General features: G+C 58.4%; 3 protein-coding genes, 2 tRNA genes, 3 rRNA genes and 1 pseudogene. All 9 read right to left on the bottom strand.

Annotated features, from left to right (window positions below; all coding sequences use genetic code 11):
• Positions 1 to 27: 27 nt before the first annotated feature.
• The 9 genes and pseudogenes from recD to ACZ5M5_RS03705 all read right to left on the bottom strand — a co-directional run bounded on the left by recD (position 28) and on the right by ACZ5M5_RS03705 (position 16,755).
• Complete coding sequence (recD, locus tag ACZ5M5_RS03745) at positions 28 to 2,124, bottom strand: exodeoxyribonuclease V subunit alpha (RefSeq protein WP_464738610.1); 2,097 nt, start codon at positions 2,122 to 2,124, stop codon at positions 28 to 30.
• Positions 2,121 to 5,809: pseudogene (gene recB / locus ACZ5M5_RS03740) on the bottom strand (exodeoxyribonuclease V subunit beta). Before recB ends, recD begins: the two are co-directional and overlap by 4 nt.
• On the bottom strand, positions 5,806 to 9,258 hold the full coding sequence (gene recC / locus ACZ5M5_RS03735; protein ID WP_464738609.1) for an exodeoxyribonuclease V subunit gamma: 3,453 nt from the start codon (positions 9,256 to 9,258) through the stop codon (positions 5,806 to 5,808). Before recC ends, recB begins: the two are co-directional and overlap by 4 nt.
• A 155-nt stretch (positions 9,259 to 9,413) precedes the next feature.
• Positions 9,414 to 9,529, bottom strand: a 5S ribosomal RNA gene (gene rrf, locus ACZ5M5_RS03730).
• A 170-nt stretch (positions 9,530 to 9,699) separates the two neighbouring features.
• Positions 9,700 to 12,591: ribosomal RNA gene (locus ACZ5M5_RS03725) — 23S ribosomal RNA — on the bottom strand.
• A 245-nt stretch (positions 12,592 to 12,836) separates the two neighbouring features.
• Positions 12,837 to 12,912 (bottom strand) — tRNA-Ala (locus ACZ5M5_RS03720).
• 30 nt (positions 12,913 to 12,942) lie between these two features.
• A tRNA-Ile gene (locus tag ACZ5M5_RS03715) sits at positions 12,943 to 13,019 on the bottom strand.
• An 81-nt stretch (positions 13,020 to 13,100) separates the two neighbouring features.
• Positions 13,101 to 14,637 (bottom strand): 16S ribosomal RNA (locus ACZ5M5_RS03710).
• The 16S, 23S and 5S rRNA genes sit together here with 2 tRNA genes alongside, the layout of an rRNA operon.
• Positions 14,638 to 15,261: 624 nt before the next feature.
• Entirely contained in the window at positions 15,262 to 16,755 is a 1,494-nt protein-coding gene (locus tag ACZ5M5_RS03705; RefSeq protein ID WP_103311250.1) for a CoA-acylating methylmalonate-semialdehyde dehydrogenase, read from the bottom strand.
• Positions 16,756 to 16,825 lie beyond the last annotated feature (70 nt).

Genomic DNA, 16,825 nt, shown 5'->3' with positions numbered 1-16,825 from the left:
GGGCATGAACCATTAAAAGCTGATGATTCAGTCAGCCGGCTCCAACTCCAGCATCAACCCGCTCAAGCGCTTGACCTTGCGCCGGACCGCCTCCTCGAAAATGCCCACTCGCGGTTCGATCAGACTGAACCATTGCTTGCCCCGGGTAATGGCGGTGTACACCAGTTCCTTGGTCAAGACCGGGTTGAGCGCATCCGGAAGGATCAACGCGGTATGGGTGAATTCCGAACCCTGGGATTTGTGCACCGTCATGGCATATACGGTTTCCACGTCATTGAGTCGGCTGGGCAGGACGAAACGCACACCGCCCTGGCCGTCATTACGCGGGAACGCGACCCGCAGGACCTGTTTGCCGGCATCGGGCCCGTCACGCTCGGGCAGCTTGAGGGCAATGCCGATATCGCCATTCATCAACCCCAGCCCATAGTCATTACGGGTCATCAGTACCGGGCGTCCTTCGTACCACTGGTGATCGATATCGATAAGGCGAGCCTTGAGCAATGCCGCGGTGATCCGTTGGTTCAACCCTTCAACGCCCCACGGGCCTTTACGCACCGCGCAAAGCAATTGGAATTCGTCGAAGGCCGCCAGTACCTCCCGAGCCCACTCGGCCCAACAACCGTCTTCCAAGGGACGAGAAATGGCCGGGCGACGCTGCCGCAACAGGCTCAGGTAATGCCGATACCCCTGGGGCCCTTCTGGCTTGCCGTCGAGCAACAGCTTTTCCAGCTTGGTGTCGTGCTCACTCGCCAGTTTCAGGGAGGACAGATCGGCATATTGCCCTTGCTCCAGCAACTGACGGGCTTTTTCAGGCTGTTGCTGGTTGACCCAGCGAGCCAGTTGACCGATCCCACTGCCTTCGCCGAAGCGTCGGGAATGCCTGAGCATCACCACTTGCTGCGCCAGGGGATGAGTGCCGTCGAGGTCTTGCCGCAGGTCACTGGCCGCCAGGTTCTCACCACTGACCGACTCAAGCCAGGCTCGGGTCCGGGGGCTGTACCAACCGTCCTCGGCGTCTCGACACAAATCCCCCAGCACCGCACCGGCCTCTACAGAAGCCAGCTGGTCCTTGTCCCCCAGCAACACCAACCGTGCATGGGCCGGCAGTGCATCCAGCAGATTGGCCATCATCTCCAGGTCGATCATCGACGCCTCATCGACCACCAGCACATCCAGTGGCAAGCGATTGCCGGCATGGTGACGAAAATGCCGGGTGCCGGGACGGCTGCCCAGCAAACGATGGACTGTCGTGACGTCGCACGGAATGCGTTCGCGCACAGCCTCATCCACCTCCAGGGTCCGGACCTGCTGGCTGATGGACTCGGTCAGGCGCGCCGCCGCCTTGCCGGTGGGCGCAGCCAGGCGAATCCGCAGCGGCTTCCCGGCCTCGACAGCCGGAGCCTGCAACAACGCCAGCAGGCGCACAACGGTGGTGGTCTTGCCGGTCCCCGGGCCGCCGGTCACGATACTGAAGGCTCCGCGAGTCGCCAGCGCGCAGGCCAGCTTCTGCCAATCGATCGGGGCGTTGGCATCGGCCGGTCCGAACAGCCCGTCCAAACGCTCGCGCAGGTCACCAGGCGCCGCTTCATGGTCAATCAGCCGTTGGCGCAACGCCTCGTCGATCCGTCGTTCATAGCCCCAGTAGCGGCGCAGATAAAGACGCTTGCCAGACAGCACCAACGGACGTTGCTGCGCCTCTTCGCTCTCATCCGCAGCCAGGGCCACCAGACGACTGGCCGCCAGGGCCTTGCACCAATGGACGCCGTCCAGTGTCTGCAATATTTGCGAGGGCAACAGCATCACGCCTGGCTGAAGGTCGCCCTCGGGGGGCAGCGACAGGGCGAAGTCCGGCTCCTTGAGGGTCTCGAACACATCCAGGCAAACATGCCCGTGGCCCAGTTGGTGACTGGTCAGCGCAGCGGCGAGCAGGACCAAGGGATCATCGTCCGGCGCCAGTTCATGGAGGAACGCCACGAATGCCTTGTCCAGGGCGCGCAACCAGCCGCGCTCGACCCAGCTCGTCAGCAACAACAGCAGGTCCTGGGCACGGCTCAAGGGGGCCAGGTCAACCGGGCTCTCGTCGTCGGACGCCTTGGGCAGCAGGTCGGCAAAGGAACGACTCATAGCAGTTCTCCCTGTACCCACGCCGGCTCGGCCTTGGGTTCGGGCGCGCCCTGGAACAGCCGATCCAGTTGTTCGATCAAGGCCCGTGGCGGCTTGGTGAAATACACGCCCTGGCTGGTCGAGCGGGTGCCGCGAAGGAACAGGTAGAGCGCGCCGCCGACATGCCGGTCGTAGTCGTAATCGGGGAGCCGCGCCTTGAGCTGGCGATGCAGGGCCAACAGGTACAGCACGTATTGCAGGTCGTAGCGATGGTCCAGGATCGACTGTTCCATGGCCTGTACGGTGTAGGCCATGTCATCGACACCCAGCCAGTTGGATTTGTAATCGGCCACGTAATACCGACCGTCGTGCTCGAACGTCAAATCGATGAAGCCCTTGAACATGCCGTTGAGCAGCACCGGTTCCGCCGCGACACGGGCCACACCGCCATGGGTGAACCGGCAAACCAGTTGATCAAGCTTTTGCACATCGACCTTGTGGCTGGCGAACCAGAACTCCATCTCGACCTGGAACCGGGTCAGTTGTTCGAGCACCACCGGCGCCTGGTCGTTGCCGACGGGCATGGGCATTTTGATCAGGTGCTGCAGCCAGTCGCTCAATGTGATGATCCAACCTTTCCAGCCTCGGCGATTGCAGCGTCGGGCAATGGCATCCTCGATATCCGTCGGCGCAGATGAAAAACCTTCCCCGGCGGCCCACTCCAAGAGGCCATGAAGGAAAGTGCCGGGACCGGGGCCACGGGGAAAACGGTGGATATCGCCACCGAGGGCGATGGTCTCCCTGGGAGCGTCCGGGTCCAGTCGCTCATCGTCGAACAACTTCTGGGCTTGCGGATTCTCTGGCGCGGTATCGCTGCCTTCGCTCAGGCTTTCGCCGATGCGCAGGGCGCTGTAAGACGCGATCCACCAATTTTCGCTGGCTTTTCGCAAGGGCACCAAGGGTTCGAGCAACACAGCGTCATTGCGCGGCGGCCGGTAGCGCTCGTCGGTGGCTTCGGGCACTGGCTGGCAACTCACCGCGACACTGCCTTGTTGCAGGTCTTCCAGCCAACGCCTCAACTCCACCGACTCGGCCAACGGCACGCCGCCGCCCAACAGATAACCCAGTGCGGACACATGCAGGATCGAGCTGTTGTTGTTGCCCCGCTTGAGGTCTGCCACACCCAGCCAGCAGGCATGTTGTGCACGGGTCAGTGCCACGTAGAGCAGCCGCAGGTCCTCGGCCAGACGCTCGTCATCGGCCTTGGCGATCAGTTCGGCGGTGGGCTTGAGGCTGATCTGCGCCTTGTTGGCCTCATCGTGGTAATGCAACGGCAATCGACTGCCATCCACCGGTTTCGTCGAACAGATGAAGGGCAAGAAAACCAACGGATATTCAAGCCCCTTGGACTTGTGGATCGTGACCACCTTGACCAACTGCTCATCGCTTTCCAGGCGCAGTATCTGCTCTTCCCCCGCCTGCCCGGACAAGGCCAGGTGCTCGGACAAATGCCGGATCAAGGCTTGTTCGCCATCCAGTTCACCGGCGGCCTGCTGCAACAGTTCGCAAAGGTGCAGCAAGTTGGTCAGCACCCGCTCGCCATCGCTACGCGCCATCAAGGCCTGGGGCAGTTCGAAATCATGCAGCAGGCGGCGCAACATCGGCAGCACGCCCTGGCTGCGCCAGACCGAACGATAACCACGAAACTGCATGACCCGGGCTTCCCAAGCCAGCTCATCCTGATTGAGGCGCTCCAGCTCCGTCAGCGGCAAGTTCAACGTGATGCTGGCCAGCGCTGCCCGTAGCGGTCGCTCCACATCCGGCTCGGCGCAGGCCTTGAGCCAGGTCAGCAAATCCCGCGCCTCTTGCGATGCGAAGACCGAATCCTTGTCGGACAGATAGACACTGCGCACGCCCCGCGCGGACAACTCGCCTCGCACGGCCTGCGCTTCTTTACCGTCGCGCACCAGGATGGCGATATCCGCCGGGCGCAACCCGCGCAGCGTTTCGCCATCGACCGTGAAACCGTCGCGTCCCGACTGGCCACCGTTGAGCAATGCCGTGATCTCACTGGCGCAGGCGGCCGCCATGGCTTGCCGGTACATCGCACCGGAAAGCGGCTGCTCCGACGGCAGGTGCCAGATATTCAGCGCCGCAACGGCCTGCCCTGCCACCTGCAAGGACTCCTTGCGCCCCTGGGACTCAACGGACAGGAACGGCACCGGGTTCTCACCCGAAGGTTCACGGAACAGAAAGGCACCGCGGCCCTTCGGACGGGACTCGGCCTTCTGGAAGACATGGTTTACCGCACCCACCATGGCATGGCTGGAACGGAAATTCGTGCCCAGCGTATGCAACCGGCCGGCGGTGGCCTGGCGAGCACGCAGGTAGGTGTAGATGTCGGCACCGCGAAAAGCGTAGATCGCCTGCTTAGGATCGCCGATCAGGAAAAGTCCGGTCTCAGTGTCGTTGTCTTCGATGCGGTAGATGCTTTCGAAGATCCGGTATTGAACCGGGTCGGTGTCCTGGAACTCATCGATCAGCGCCACCGGAAACTGCTCGCGGATCAGGCTCGCCAGACGTTCGCCCCCGTCGGCCTGCAGCGCCGCGTCGAGACGCAGCAGCATGTCGTCGAAGCCCATTTCGGCGCGGCGACGTTTCTCGGCTTCGAAACGCGCCCCGACCCATTGCGCGGCATGCTGCAACACGGCGGCATCTGGCGTGGGCAACGCATCCAGGCTGGCCTTGAGACCGGCCATGGCGTCCAGCCCGGGATGGCTGGGCACTTCACCTTTCCAGGCTTCGGCCATGCCTTCGGGGGTCAGGCGCGTGAACCCGGTGCCGATGTCCAACAACTCAAGACTTTCGTCATCGACCCAGGCGGTGATTTTCTGAAACCACGGTTCGAAGTAACGCGCCTGCATCTTGCGCCCATCGACGGACTTGCTGGCGACGCCTTGCTGGCAGATTTCCAGCAGTTCCACGGCCCACTGTCGCCATGGCGCCTTGAGATCGAGCAAGGCAGCACTCCGCTCCTGCAGGGAGGCCGCGATGAGTTCGGCAGGCTCAAGCCCGTCACCGTCGTCACGCTCGCTGGAAAACAACCCCTCACCCGTGGCAACAGCGCAGCCGGCCCTCCCCAATGGGTACGCACCCAATTCAGCGCCTCGCCTTGCATCGAATAGCAGAACAGCCGCCAGTAATCGCGCAAGACCTCGCCCAGCAATTCGCTGTGGTCAGTTTCCAGGGTCTGGGTAAACAGGCTGCCGCTGTCGAAGGCATGCTCACGCAACATGCGCTGGCACCAGCTATGGATGGTCGAGACGGCCGCTTCGTCCATCCACTGGGCGGCGATGTCCAGCCGGTTCGCGCAGCCAGGCCATTGCTCGGCACTGAATTCATCGCGCAATGCAGCGATCAGTGAATCCGGGGCTGGAATCTCGTCGCGAAAGAAGCGTGCGGCTTCGGCCAGACGGGTACGAATTCGTTCACGTAACTCCTTGGTGGCAGCGTCCGTAAAGGTCACCACCAGGATTTGCGGCGGAAGCAGTTCGCGGCCAAAACCGGACACCGAACCGCCATGCCCCAGCACCAGACGCAGGTACAGCGCCGAAATGGTGAAGGTCTTGCCGGTACCGGCGCTGGCCTCGATCAGTTGGCTGCCTCGTAGCGGAAAAGCCAGGGCCAAAGGTGTCTGCCGACTCATGAACGGGCCTCCTCGCCGGCCGATGAACGCCATGGGGCTTCGAGCAAGGGCCGATAAAGCGCATCGCACCAGTCGGGGAATGTTTCATCAGCCATCAAGGCCGTGAAATCCGGAAACTGTCGAGCCAAGGCCGGGTTCTCCCGCCGTTCGCCTTCAAACGTCTGTCCATCGCCCTCATAGGCTTTGCGCGCCGCGGCTTCGGCCTTGAGTGGATCACTCTGGCCCAGCCAGGCGAAAGCCGTCTTCACCGCGATCGGCAGCGGCTGGCGCATACCGGTCTGCCAAGCCTGCAGCATGTCGCCCAACAACCTTCGTGCGACAGGCTCTTCGAAAGGTGCCAACAGCAAGCTGTCATCACTGGCCACCAGCGCTGTCGTCAACGACAAGCCGTTAGCGCAGGCCACGAGATGGTTGACCCAGGGCCGTATCAGGCGATGCCACTTGCGGGTCTTGGTGGAGCCGATGTTATTGGGTATGGCCGTGATGGCGAGGACCGCACCATCGGCGCGCTGGTGCAGGCCACTGAGCCATCCTTCGACACTCACGCCCTGCAAGTGCAGGCTGACAGGCACGGCACTGGTCAGCGGTGTGGGCCATAACGCCAGAAGCTGTTGGTAACGCTGGAGCAGATCCGGCAAGGGTTCGATCAATTCACGCTGCATGCACTCTCCGAACCCGGCCATCGGTAACAGGCCGCTGTTCTGGAGTCTCTGGGCATGGGCGGCCAGGGCCAGATCCGGCTGGTCCAGGCGTATCAGGGCAGCCTCGAGCAGGCTGCCACTCAGGGTGTAGCGTTGCAGCGCATCGAGCACGAAAGGCTCGTCATCGGCCAGAGGCGCCTCGATGGCTTCGAAGAATACTTTCAGCCGCTGGCTGAAAAAATGGCGGACGGGATTGCGCAGGAAGTCCTGCAACTGACCGAGGCCCAAGGGTTCTTCCTGGACGTAAGGTGCCAGCACCTGGATTTTGTCAGTGTGACCGGAGGTGTCGTGGAGCATTCGCCATTCGCTGGCGTAACTGAACAGCTCGTCACCCTGATGGAAATAACGCGCACTGAACGGTTGCAGCGGATGCTCCTGGGTCAGGGCATCGAGAAGACTCTTGCTGTCATCGGCCAACCGCCAGCCACTGGCGAGATGATCACGCAGTTGGCCGATCAATACCGATGCCGGTCGCTCACTGTTGTCGCGGATGCTGCGCCCCACCCAACTGACGTACAGCTTTTCCCGGGCCGAAAGCAGCGCTTCCAACAACAGGTAGCGGTCATCCTCACGGCGGGAACGATCGCCCGGGCGATAATCGCCGCCCATCAGATCGAAGTCCAAGGGTGGCTGGGCTCGCGGGTAATCACCGTCATTCATTCCCAGCAGGCACACCAGCTTGAAGGGGATCGCACGCATTGGCATCAAGGTACAGAAGTTGACGGCTCCGGCCAGGAAGCGTTGGGACAGTCGCCCCTGATCCAGCCCGGCCAGCCATGCTTCACGTACCACCGTCAGCGGCAATTCATCTTGCAGCCCCACCGACTCACAGGTTTCCAGCCAGGTTTCACGCAAGTCTTCGAGTTGGGCCAGCAAATAGTCGTCATGTTCGTTGCTCGCCTGGAAAAACAGCTGCATCAGGTCGTGCAGGCGCGAACCCCATTGCTGTGGCGATGCCGGCTGGGTGAGTTCCTGATGAGCGACTTCCAGGGCATCCAGCAACGCAACCAGCGGACCGATCAATGCCGCATCCAGGCCGCCGATCTCGTCATAGGGCTCGATGCCGTCATAGGCCTGCGAACTGCCGACAGCGTACCCCAGCAACATGCGACGCAAGCCGAAACGCCAGCTGTTCTGCTCAAGCTCCGCAGGCAGCCCCAACCCGGCACGGTGTTCGGCGCTCATCCCCCAGCGGATCCCCGCCCCTTCGATCCAGCGGTGCAATGTCGGCAGGTCGGCCTCATCGATGCCAAACCGTTCGCGCAACGCCGGGACATCCAGCAGATCGAGGATTTCGCTGACCGGGAAACGACTGTCCGGCAGCTTGAGCAAATGCTCGACGGCAATCAGCAATGGATCACGCCCACGCTGGCCCTGGTCAGTCAGCGTGAATGGAATGAAACGAGGGTCGCTCCGGTCGAGCTGACCGAACACCGCGCGAATGTGCGGCGCATAACTGTCGATGTCCGGGACCATGACGATGATATCCCGTGGGCGCAGGGTCGGATCCGCACTGAAGTGGGCCAGCAACTGGTCATGGAGAATCTCGACTTCACGCTGGGCGCCGTGGGCCACATGAAAGCGGATCGAGCCATCTCGCTCCGTATCGACGACAGGCCAGTGCTCCCGGGTTTCGTTCAGGGGGCGTAGCTCCAGGATGTCATCCTGCAACTGACTGAGCAGGGTCGTAGGGGTCCCATCCGTAAACAGGTCAATTCGCCCATCGCGAAATACCGCGCGGTAGCTGTTGGGGTCGTCGTAGCTGTCGAGCAGGTTGATATAGTCGCGCCCCTGCTTGCCCCAGGCAGCCAATAACGGATGGGCATGTTGATGCAGGGTTTGCGGATCGAGGACGGCGGGCATGCCGGTCTTGCGAGCCTGACGCTTGTATTGGTGGCGCAGCAGATCCTTGTCGGCGACGATATCCGCCCAATGATGACGACACGGGTTATGCACGCAGAGCAGAACCTGGCTGAACCGGGAAAGACCGGCAAGCGCCTCGAGGACCTGGGCAGGCAACGAAGAAATACCGAATACGATGACCCGCGCCGGCAAGCCTTTCGGAGCGACTTCCAGGTTGTTGATACGCTCGATGTAGCGCTGGTGGACGCCGGCACGGCTTTGCGCCATGCCTTGTTCACCCACATCCAGCAACAAGGCTCGCCACAGCTCCGCTTGCCAGCAATTCGCCGGCGAGAGCGGCTTGATTTCGCCTCGGACATTTCGTGTCTGGTGTCGACCTTCAGCCCAATCCTCGAGCCAGTCGGCCCGGTACACCTGGTACTGGTCGAACAGATCGGCAAGGCGCTCGGACAGTTGATAGCGCTTGCGCAGGTCGGTGTCGTGGGTAAGGAATCGTCGCAAAGGTTCGAAATGAGGCTGCTCGATCAACTGCGGCAGCAGGCGCATCAGGCGCCAGGTCAGCGGAGCCTTGTCCAATAGGGACTTGGCCGGAATCTCGTCACGCCCCAGGACTGTTCGATACAGCTGCCACATGAAACTGCCCGGCAATTGCACATCAATGGCCGCCGCAATACCGCAGCCGCCGGAATCATCATCTTCCGGGTCTTCAGCCAGTGCGAGCTTGAGCCATTGGGCAATGCCGTTGCTTTGTACCAGGGCGATTTCATTTTCAAGGGGAGCCAGCGGGTAGCGCCGCATCAAGCTGATCACCAGGCTGCGCAACTCATCAAGGCGATTCCCGTGAACCACCATGAAAGCTGGGCTAAGGGACGTTGCGTCCGGCATGAAAGGCATCCTTGAAAATGCAAAAGCTAGGGCAGAACCTTAGCACTGTCGGGGGGCTGTGACAGCCGGGAGCTGTCCGAGCGTGTCGTAAGAACTTTCCTGCGGGCAAAACAAAACCCCTACCTGCGTCAGCAGATAGGGGTTTCGGAATTTAATCTTGACGATGACCTACTCTCACATGGGGAAACCCCACACTACCATCGGCGATGCATCGTTTCACTTCTGAGTTCGGGATGGGATCAGGTGGTTCCAATGCTCTATGGTCGTCAAGAAATTCGGTAGCCAGCGCGTGCCTTGCGGTCACGTTCCAGCGAATGGGTATGCGATAGTTTGTGTGTTGCAATCGAGCGTCGCGAACTTTCGGTTCGTTTCGTCTTCACACACCGCAATCTGGTCTCGTTCGCCCTGGGGCTCGGAGTTTACAAATTGCTTGGGTGTTATATGGTCAAGCCTCACGGGCAATTAGTACAGGTTAGCTCAACGCCTCACAGCGCTTACACACCCTGCCTATCAACGTCGTAGTCTTCGACGGCCCTTCAGGGGACTCAAGGTCCCAGTGAGATCTCATCTTGAGGCAAGTTTCCCGCTTAGATGCTTTCAGCGGTTATCTTTTCCGAACATAGCTACCCGGCAATGCCACTGGCGTGACAACCGGAACACCAGAGGTTCGTCCACTCCGGTCCTCTCGTACTAGGAGCAGCCCCTCTCAAATCTCAAACGTCCACGGCAGATAGGGACCGAACTGTCTCACGACGTTCTAAACCCAGCTCGCGTACCACTTTAAATGGCGAACAGCCATACCCTTGGGACCGGCTTCAGCCCCAGGATGTGATGAGCCGACATCGAGGTGCCAAACACCGCCGTCGATATGAACTCTTGGGCGGTATCAGCCTGTTATCCCCGGAGTACCTTTTATCCGTTGAGCGATGGCCCTTCCATACAGAACCACCGGATCACTAAGACCTACTTTCGTACCTGCTCGACGTGTCTGTCTCGCAGTCAAGCGCGCTTTTGCCTTTATACTCTACGACCGATTTCCGACCGGTCTGAGCGCACCTTCGTACTCCTCCGTTACTCTTTAGGAGGAGACCGCCCCAGTCAAACTACCCACCATACACTGTCCTCGATCCGGATAACGGACCTGAGTTAGAACCTCAAAGTTGCCAGGGTGGTATTTCAAGGATGGCTCCACGCGAACTGGCGTCCACGCTTCAAAGCCTCCCACCTATCCTACACAAGCAAATTCAAAGTCCAGTGCAAAGCTATAGTAAAGGTTCACGGGGTCTTTCCGTCTAGCCGCGGATACACTGCATCTTCACAGCGATTTCAATTTCACTGAGTCTCGGGTGGAGACAGCGCCGCCATCGTTACGCCATTCGTGCAGGTCGGAACTTACCCGACAAGGAATTTCGCTACCTTAGGACCGTTATAGTTACGGCCGCCGTTTACCGGGGCTTCGATCAAGAGCTTCGCGTTAGCTAACCCCATCAATTAACCTTCCGGCACCGGGCAGGCGTCACACCCTATACGTCCACTTTCGTGTTTGCAGAGTGCTGTGTTTTTAATAAACAGTCGCAGCGGCCTGGTATCTTCGACCGGCGTGGGCTTACGCAGCAAGTGCTTCACCCTCACCGGCGCACCTTCTCCCGAAGTTACGGTGCCATTTTGCCTAGTTCCTTCACCCGAGTTCTCTCAAGCGCCTTGGTATTCTCTACCCAACCACCTGTGTCGGTTTGGGGTACGGTTCCTGGTTACCTGAAGCTTAGAAGCTTTTCTTGGAAGCATGGCATCAACCACTTCGTCACCCAAAGGGTAACTCGTCATCAGCTCTCGGCCTTAGAATCCCGGATTTACCTAAGATTCCAGCCTACCACCTTAAACTTGGACAACCAACGCCAAGCTGGCCTAGCCTTCTCCGTCCCTCCATCGCAATAACCAGAAGTACAGGAATATTAACCTGTTTTCCATCGACTACGCTTTTCAGCCTCGCCTTAGGGACCGACTAACCCTGCGTCGATTAACGTTGCGCAGGAAACCTTGGTCTTTCGGCGTGGGTGTTTTTCACACCCATTGTCGTTACTCATGTCAGCATTCGCACTTCTGATACCTCCAGCAAGCTTCTCAACTCACCTTCACAGGCTTACAGAACGCTCCTCTACCGCATCACTTACGTGATACCCGTAGCTTCGGTGTATGGTTTGAGCCCCGTTACATCTTCCGCGCAGGCCGACTCGACTAGTGAGCTATTACGCTTTCTTTAAAGGGTGGCTGCTTCTAAGCCAACCTCCTAGCTGTCTAAGCCTTCCCACATCGTTTCCCACTTAACCATAACTTTGGGACCTTAGCTGACGGTCTGGGTTGTTTCCCTTTTCACGACGGACGTTAGCACCCGCCGTGTGTCTCCCATGCTCGGCACTTGTAGGTATTCGGAGTTTGCATCGGTTTGGTAAGTCGGGATGACCCCCTAGCCGAAACAGTGCTCTACCCCCTACAGTGATACATGAGGCGCTACCTAAATAGCTTTCGAGGAGAACCAGCTATCTCCGAGCTTGATTAGCCTTTCACTCCGATCCACAGGTCATCCGCTAACTTTTCAACGGTAGTCGGTTCGGTCCTCCAGTCAGTGTTACCTAACCTTCAACCTGCCCATGGATAGATCGCCCGGTTTCGGGTCTATTCCCAGCGACTAGACGCCCTATTAAGACTCGCTTTCGCTACGCCTCCCCTATTCGGTTAAGCTCGCCACTGAAAATAAGTCGCTGACCCATTATACAAAAGGTACGCAGTCACCCAACAAAGTGGGCTCCCACTGCTTGTACGCATACGGTTTCAGGATCTATTTCACTCCCCTCTCCGGGGTTCTTTTCGCCTTTCCCTCACGGTACTAGTTCACTATCGGTCAGTCAGTAGTATTTAGCCTTGGAGGATGGTCCCCCCATATTCAGACAAAGTTTCTCGTGCTCCGTCCTACTCGATTTCACTTCTAAGATCCTTTCGCGTACAGGGCTATCACCCACTATGGCCGCACTTTCCAGAGCGTTCCGCTAAAATCAAAGAAGCTTAAGGGCTAGTCCCCGTTCGCTCGCCACTACTAAGGGAATCTCGGTTGATTTCTTTTCCTCAGGGTACTTAGATGTTTCAGTTCCCCTGGTTCGCCTCTTGCACCTATGTATTCAGTACAAGATAACCATCTTATGATGGCTGGGTTCCCCCATTCAGACATCTCCGGATCACAGTCTGTTTGCCGACTCCCCGAAGCTTTTCGCAGGCTACCACGTCTTTCATCGCCTCTGACTGCCAAGGCATCCACCGTATGCGCTTCTTCACTTGACCATATAACCCCAAGCAATCTGGTTATACTGTGAAGACGACATTCGCCGAAAATTCGATCTTGCTCAAAGAGCAACTCACAAATTTTACCTTAGCCTGATCCGTTACCAGTGAAAGTAACGTTCAGTCTATCTTTCTATCACATACCCAAATTTTTAAAGAACGAACTAGTCAAAGACTAGAAATCAACATTCACCATCGAACCGATGGAATGCTCATTTCTAAGCTTTATACAATCGAAGCAGTAGTGGTGGAGCCAAGCGGGATCGAACCGCTGACCTCCTGCGTGCAAGGCAGGCGCTCTCCCAGCTGAGCTATGGCCCCGTATTTCTACAGGCGTTTCCCACACAAAATTGGTGGGTCTGGGCAGATTCGAACTGCCGACCTCACCCTTATCAGGGGTGCGCTCTAACCAACTGAGCTACAGACCCAATTTCGGGCTGCTTCTTTCGTCTTCTTCAATGAATCAAGCAATTCGTGTGGGAGCTCATGAAGCAGCTGCGGTCGTCGATTAAGGAGGTGATCCAGCCGCAGGTTCCCCTACGGCTACCTTGTTACGACTTCACCCCAGTCATGAATCACACCGTGGTAACCGTCCCCCCGAAGGTTAGACTAGCTACTTCTGGTGCAACCCACTCCCATGGTGTGACGGGCGGTGTGTACAAGGCCCGGGAACGTATTCACCGCGACATTCTGATTCGCGATTACTAGCGATTCCGACTTCACGCAGTCGAGTTGCAGACTGCGATCCGGACTACGATCGGTTTTGTGGGATTAGCTCCACCTCGCGGCTTGGCAACCCTCTGTACCGACCATTGTAGCACGTGTGTAGCCCAGGCCGTAAGGGCCATGATGACTTGACGTCATCCCCACCTTCCTCCGGTTTGTCACCGGCAGTCTCCTTAGAGTGCCCACCATTACGTGCTGGTAACTAAGGACAAGGGTTGCGCTCGTTACGGGACTTAACCCAACATCTCACGACACGAGCTGACGACAGCCATGCAGCACCTGTCTCAATGCTCCCGAAGGCACCAATCCATCTCTGGAAAGTTCATTGGATGTCAAGGCCTGGTAAGGTTCTTCGCGTTGCTTCGAATTAAACCACATGCTCCACCGCTTGTGCGGGCCCCCGTCAATTCATTTGAGTTTTAACCTTGCGGCCGTACTCCCCAGGCGGTCAACTTAATGCGTTAGCTGCGCCACTAAGAGCTCAAGGCTCCCAACGGCTAGTTGACATCGTTTACGGCGTGGACTACCAGGGTATCTAATCCTGTTTGCTCCCCACGCTTTCGCACCTCAGTGTCAGTATCAGTCCAGGTGGTCGCCTTCGCCACTGGTGTTCCTTCCTATATCTACGCATTTCACCGCTACACAGGAAATTCCACCACCCTCTACCATACTCTAGCTCGACAGTTTTGAATGCAGTTCCCAGGTTGAGCCCGGGGCTTTCACATCCAACTTAACGAACCACCTACGCGCGCTTTACGCCCAGTAATTCCGATTAACGCTTGCACCCTCTGTATTACCGCGGCTGCTGGCACAGAGTTAGCCGGTGCTTATTCTGTCGGTAACGTCAAAACACTAACGTATTAGGTTAATGCCCTTCCTCCCAACTTAAAGTGCTTTACAATCCGAAGACCTTCTTCACACACGCGGCATGGCTGGATCAGGCTTTCGCCCATTGTCCAATATTCCCCACTGCTGCCTCCCGTAGGAGTCTGGACCGTGTCTCAGTTCCAGTGTGACTGATCATCCTCTCAGACCAGTTACGGATCGTCGCCTTGGTGAGCCATTACCTCACCAACTAGCTAATCCGACCTAGGCTCATCTGATAGCGCAAGGCCCGAAGGTCCCCTGCTTTCTCCCGTAGGACGTATGCGGTATTAGCGTCCGTTTCCGAGCGTTATCCCCCACTACCAGGCAGATTCCTAGGCATTACTCACCCGTCCGCCGCTCTCAAGAGGTGCAAGCACCTCTCTACCGCTCGACTTGCATGTGTTAGGCCTGCCGCCAGCGTTCAATCTGAGCCATGATCAAACTCTTCAGTTCAAACATCTTTGGGTTTTGAGAAAACCCTAAACTTGGCTCAGCAATCGTTGGTTACATCTTTGATTTCTCGCGGAGTAACTTGTGATGCTGATAATCTGTTGACTAGCAGTCTGACTCCACAAGCACCCACACGAATTGCTTGATTCAGTTGTTAAAGAGCGGCTGGCTGAGTCTTTCGTCTCAACCGAGGCGCGCATTCTACAGCGCCCCGTGTATCTGTCAAGCGGTTATTTTCAGAAGCTTTCAAAGTTTCCTTTTCAACTTCAACCACTTGCGCTTCCGATCTCTCGTTAGCGGGAGGCGAATTCTACAGCGTTACTCGCTGCTGTCAACACCTCTTTTTCACCGCTTTCGACCGAGAAGATCGAACCGCACATAGAGCCAAACAACACCGCTCTACCTGCTCCTTCCGGGCTTCGATGAACTGAAGCCCTGCACCTTCGAAACCTACTTAACTCGTTGAATCTCAAGGAGTTTTCCGTTTCGACTGCGCCGGAAGTGGGGCGAATTATAGACTTCTAGAATCTGCCGTCAACACCTATTTTCACAATTCTGTCACATCAGTCAAAAAGCCCCGTAAATACAGAGGCCGGCGCCAAGGGCGCCGGCCTCTTCACTGACTGACTACAAGCTGGGGAACGCGAACTGTGAAGCCTCATGGCTAGCACGCTGCGGCCAGCGCTGGGTAATCGCCTTGCGACGGGTATAGAAACGTACACCGTCCGGGCCATAGGCGTGCAGGTCGCCGAACAGCGAACGCTTCCAACCGCCAAAGCTGTGATAGGCCACAGGCACGGGCAATGGAACGTTGACCCCCACCATGCCGACTTCGATCTCGTCGCAGAACAACCGCGCCGCCTCGCCATCGCGGGTGAAGATGCAGGTGCCGTTGCCATACTCGTGATCATTGATCAGTTGCATCGCCTCTTCCAGGCTGTTGACCCGGACGATGCACAGCACCGGCCCAAAGATCTCTTCCTTATAGATGCGCATCTCGGGGGTCACACGATCGAACAGGCAGCCACCGAGGAAGAAGCCCTCCTCATGCCCAGCCACACTCAAGCCGCGACCATCGACAATCAGCGAGGCACCCGCCGTCACACCCTCTTCTATATAGCCACTGACCTTGTCCCGGTGCTGACCGGTCACCAACGGCCCCATGTCCAGCCCGCAAGACGTGCCGGCGCCGATCTTCAGCGCCTTGATCTGCGGCACCAGCTTGGACACCAGTGCATCCGCCACCTGGTCGCCGACACACACCGCCACCGAAATCGCCATGCAACGCTCGCCGCACGAACCGTACGCCGCGCCCATCAGCGCGCTGACGGCATTGTCCAAGTCGGCATCCGGCATCAGCACCGCATGGTTCTTCGCCCCGCCCAGTGCCTGGACGCGTTTGCCACGTCGAGTGCCCTCGGCATAGATGTATTCGGCAATCGGCGTCGAACCGACAAAACTCAGCGCCTTCACTTCCGGCGCTTCGATCAGCGCGTCCACCGCGGCCTTGTCGCCATGGACCACGCTCAAGACGCCCTTGGGCAAACCGGCTTCCAACAGCAACTGAGCGATCAGCAACGTCGAACTCGGGTCGCGCTCGGACGGTTTGAGAATGAAGCAGTTACCGCAGACGATCGCCAGCGGATACATCCACAGCGGAACCATCGCCGGGAAGTTGAACGGTGTGATGCCCGCCACCACGCCCAAGGGTTGAAAGTCTGACCAGGCGTCGATGTTCGGTCCTACGTTACGGCTGTATTCGCCTTTCAGGATTTCTGGCGCTGCACAGGCAAACTCGACGTTCTCGATACCGCGCTTGAGTTCACCGGCCGCGTCTTCCAAGGTCTTGCCGTGTTCTTCGCTGATCAACTGGGCGATGCGCGCCTCGTTTTGCTCCAGCAATTGCTTGAAACGGAACATGACCTGCGCACGCTTGGCCGCCGGCGTATTGCGCCAGGCCGGGAAAGCCGCCTTGGCGGCGTCGATAGCCTGCTGGATGGTCGCGCGATCAGCCAACGGCACCTTATGGATGGCCTGGCCAGTGGACGGGTTGAACACATCGGCGGTGCGAGCACTGTCGCTCAGCAGTTCGCCATTGATCAAATGCGGGATGAGGCTCATGGGGGACTCCGGAATTATCCACAGGCGCCCGTGACCGGACGCCCGTTATCGAAAGCTATAGAGAGGGACG

This window comes from Pseudomonas sp. Van50 (assembly GCF_055390755.1).
Note: the sequence above shows the minus strand (reverse complement) of the source record. Positions and strands in the feature narration are given on the sequence as shown.

Excerpts from the sequence above, each read along its gene's own strand:
- recD (WP_464738610.1), bottom strand. The coding sequence starts at position 2,124 with ATGAGTCGTTCCTTTGCCGACCTGCTGCCCAAGGCGTCCGACGACGAG.
- recC (WP_464738609.1), bottom strand. The coding sequence starts at position 9,258 with ATGCCGGACGCAACGTCCCTTAGCCCAGCTTTCATGGTGGTTCACGGG.
- ACZ5M5_RS03705 (WP_103311250.1), bottom strand. The coding sequence starts at position 16,755 with ATGAGCCTCATCCCGCATTTGATCAATGGCGAACTGCTGAGCGACAGT.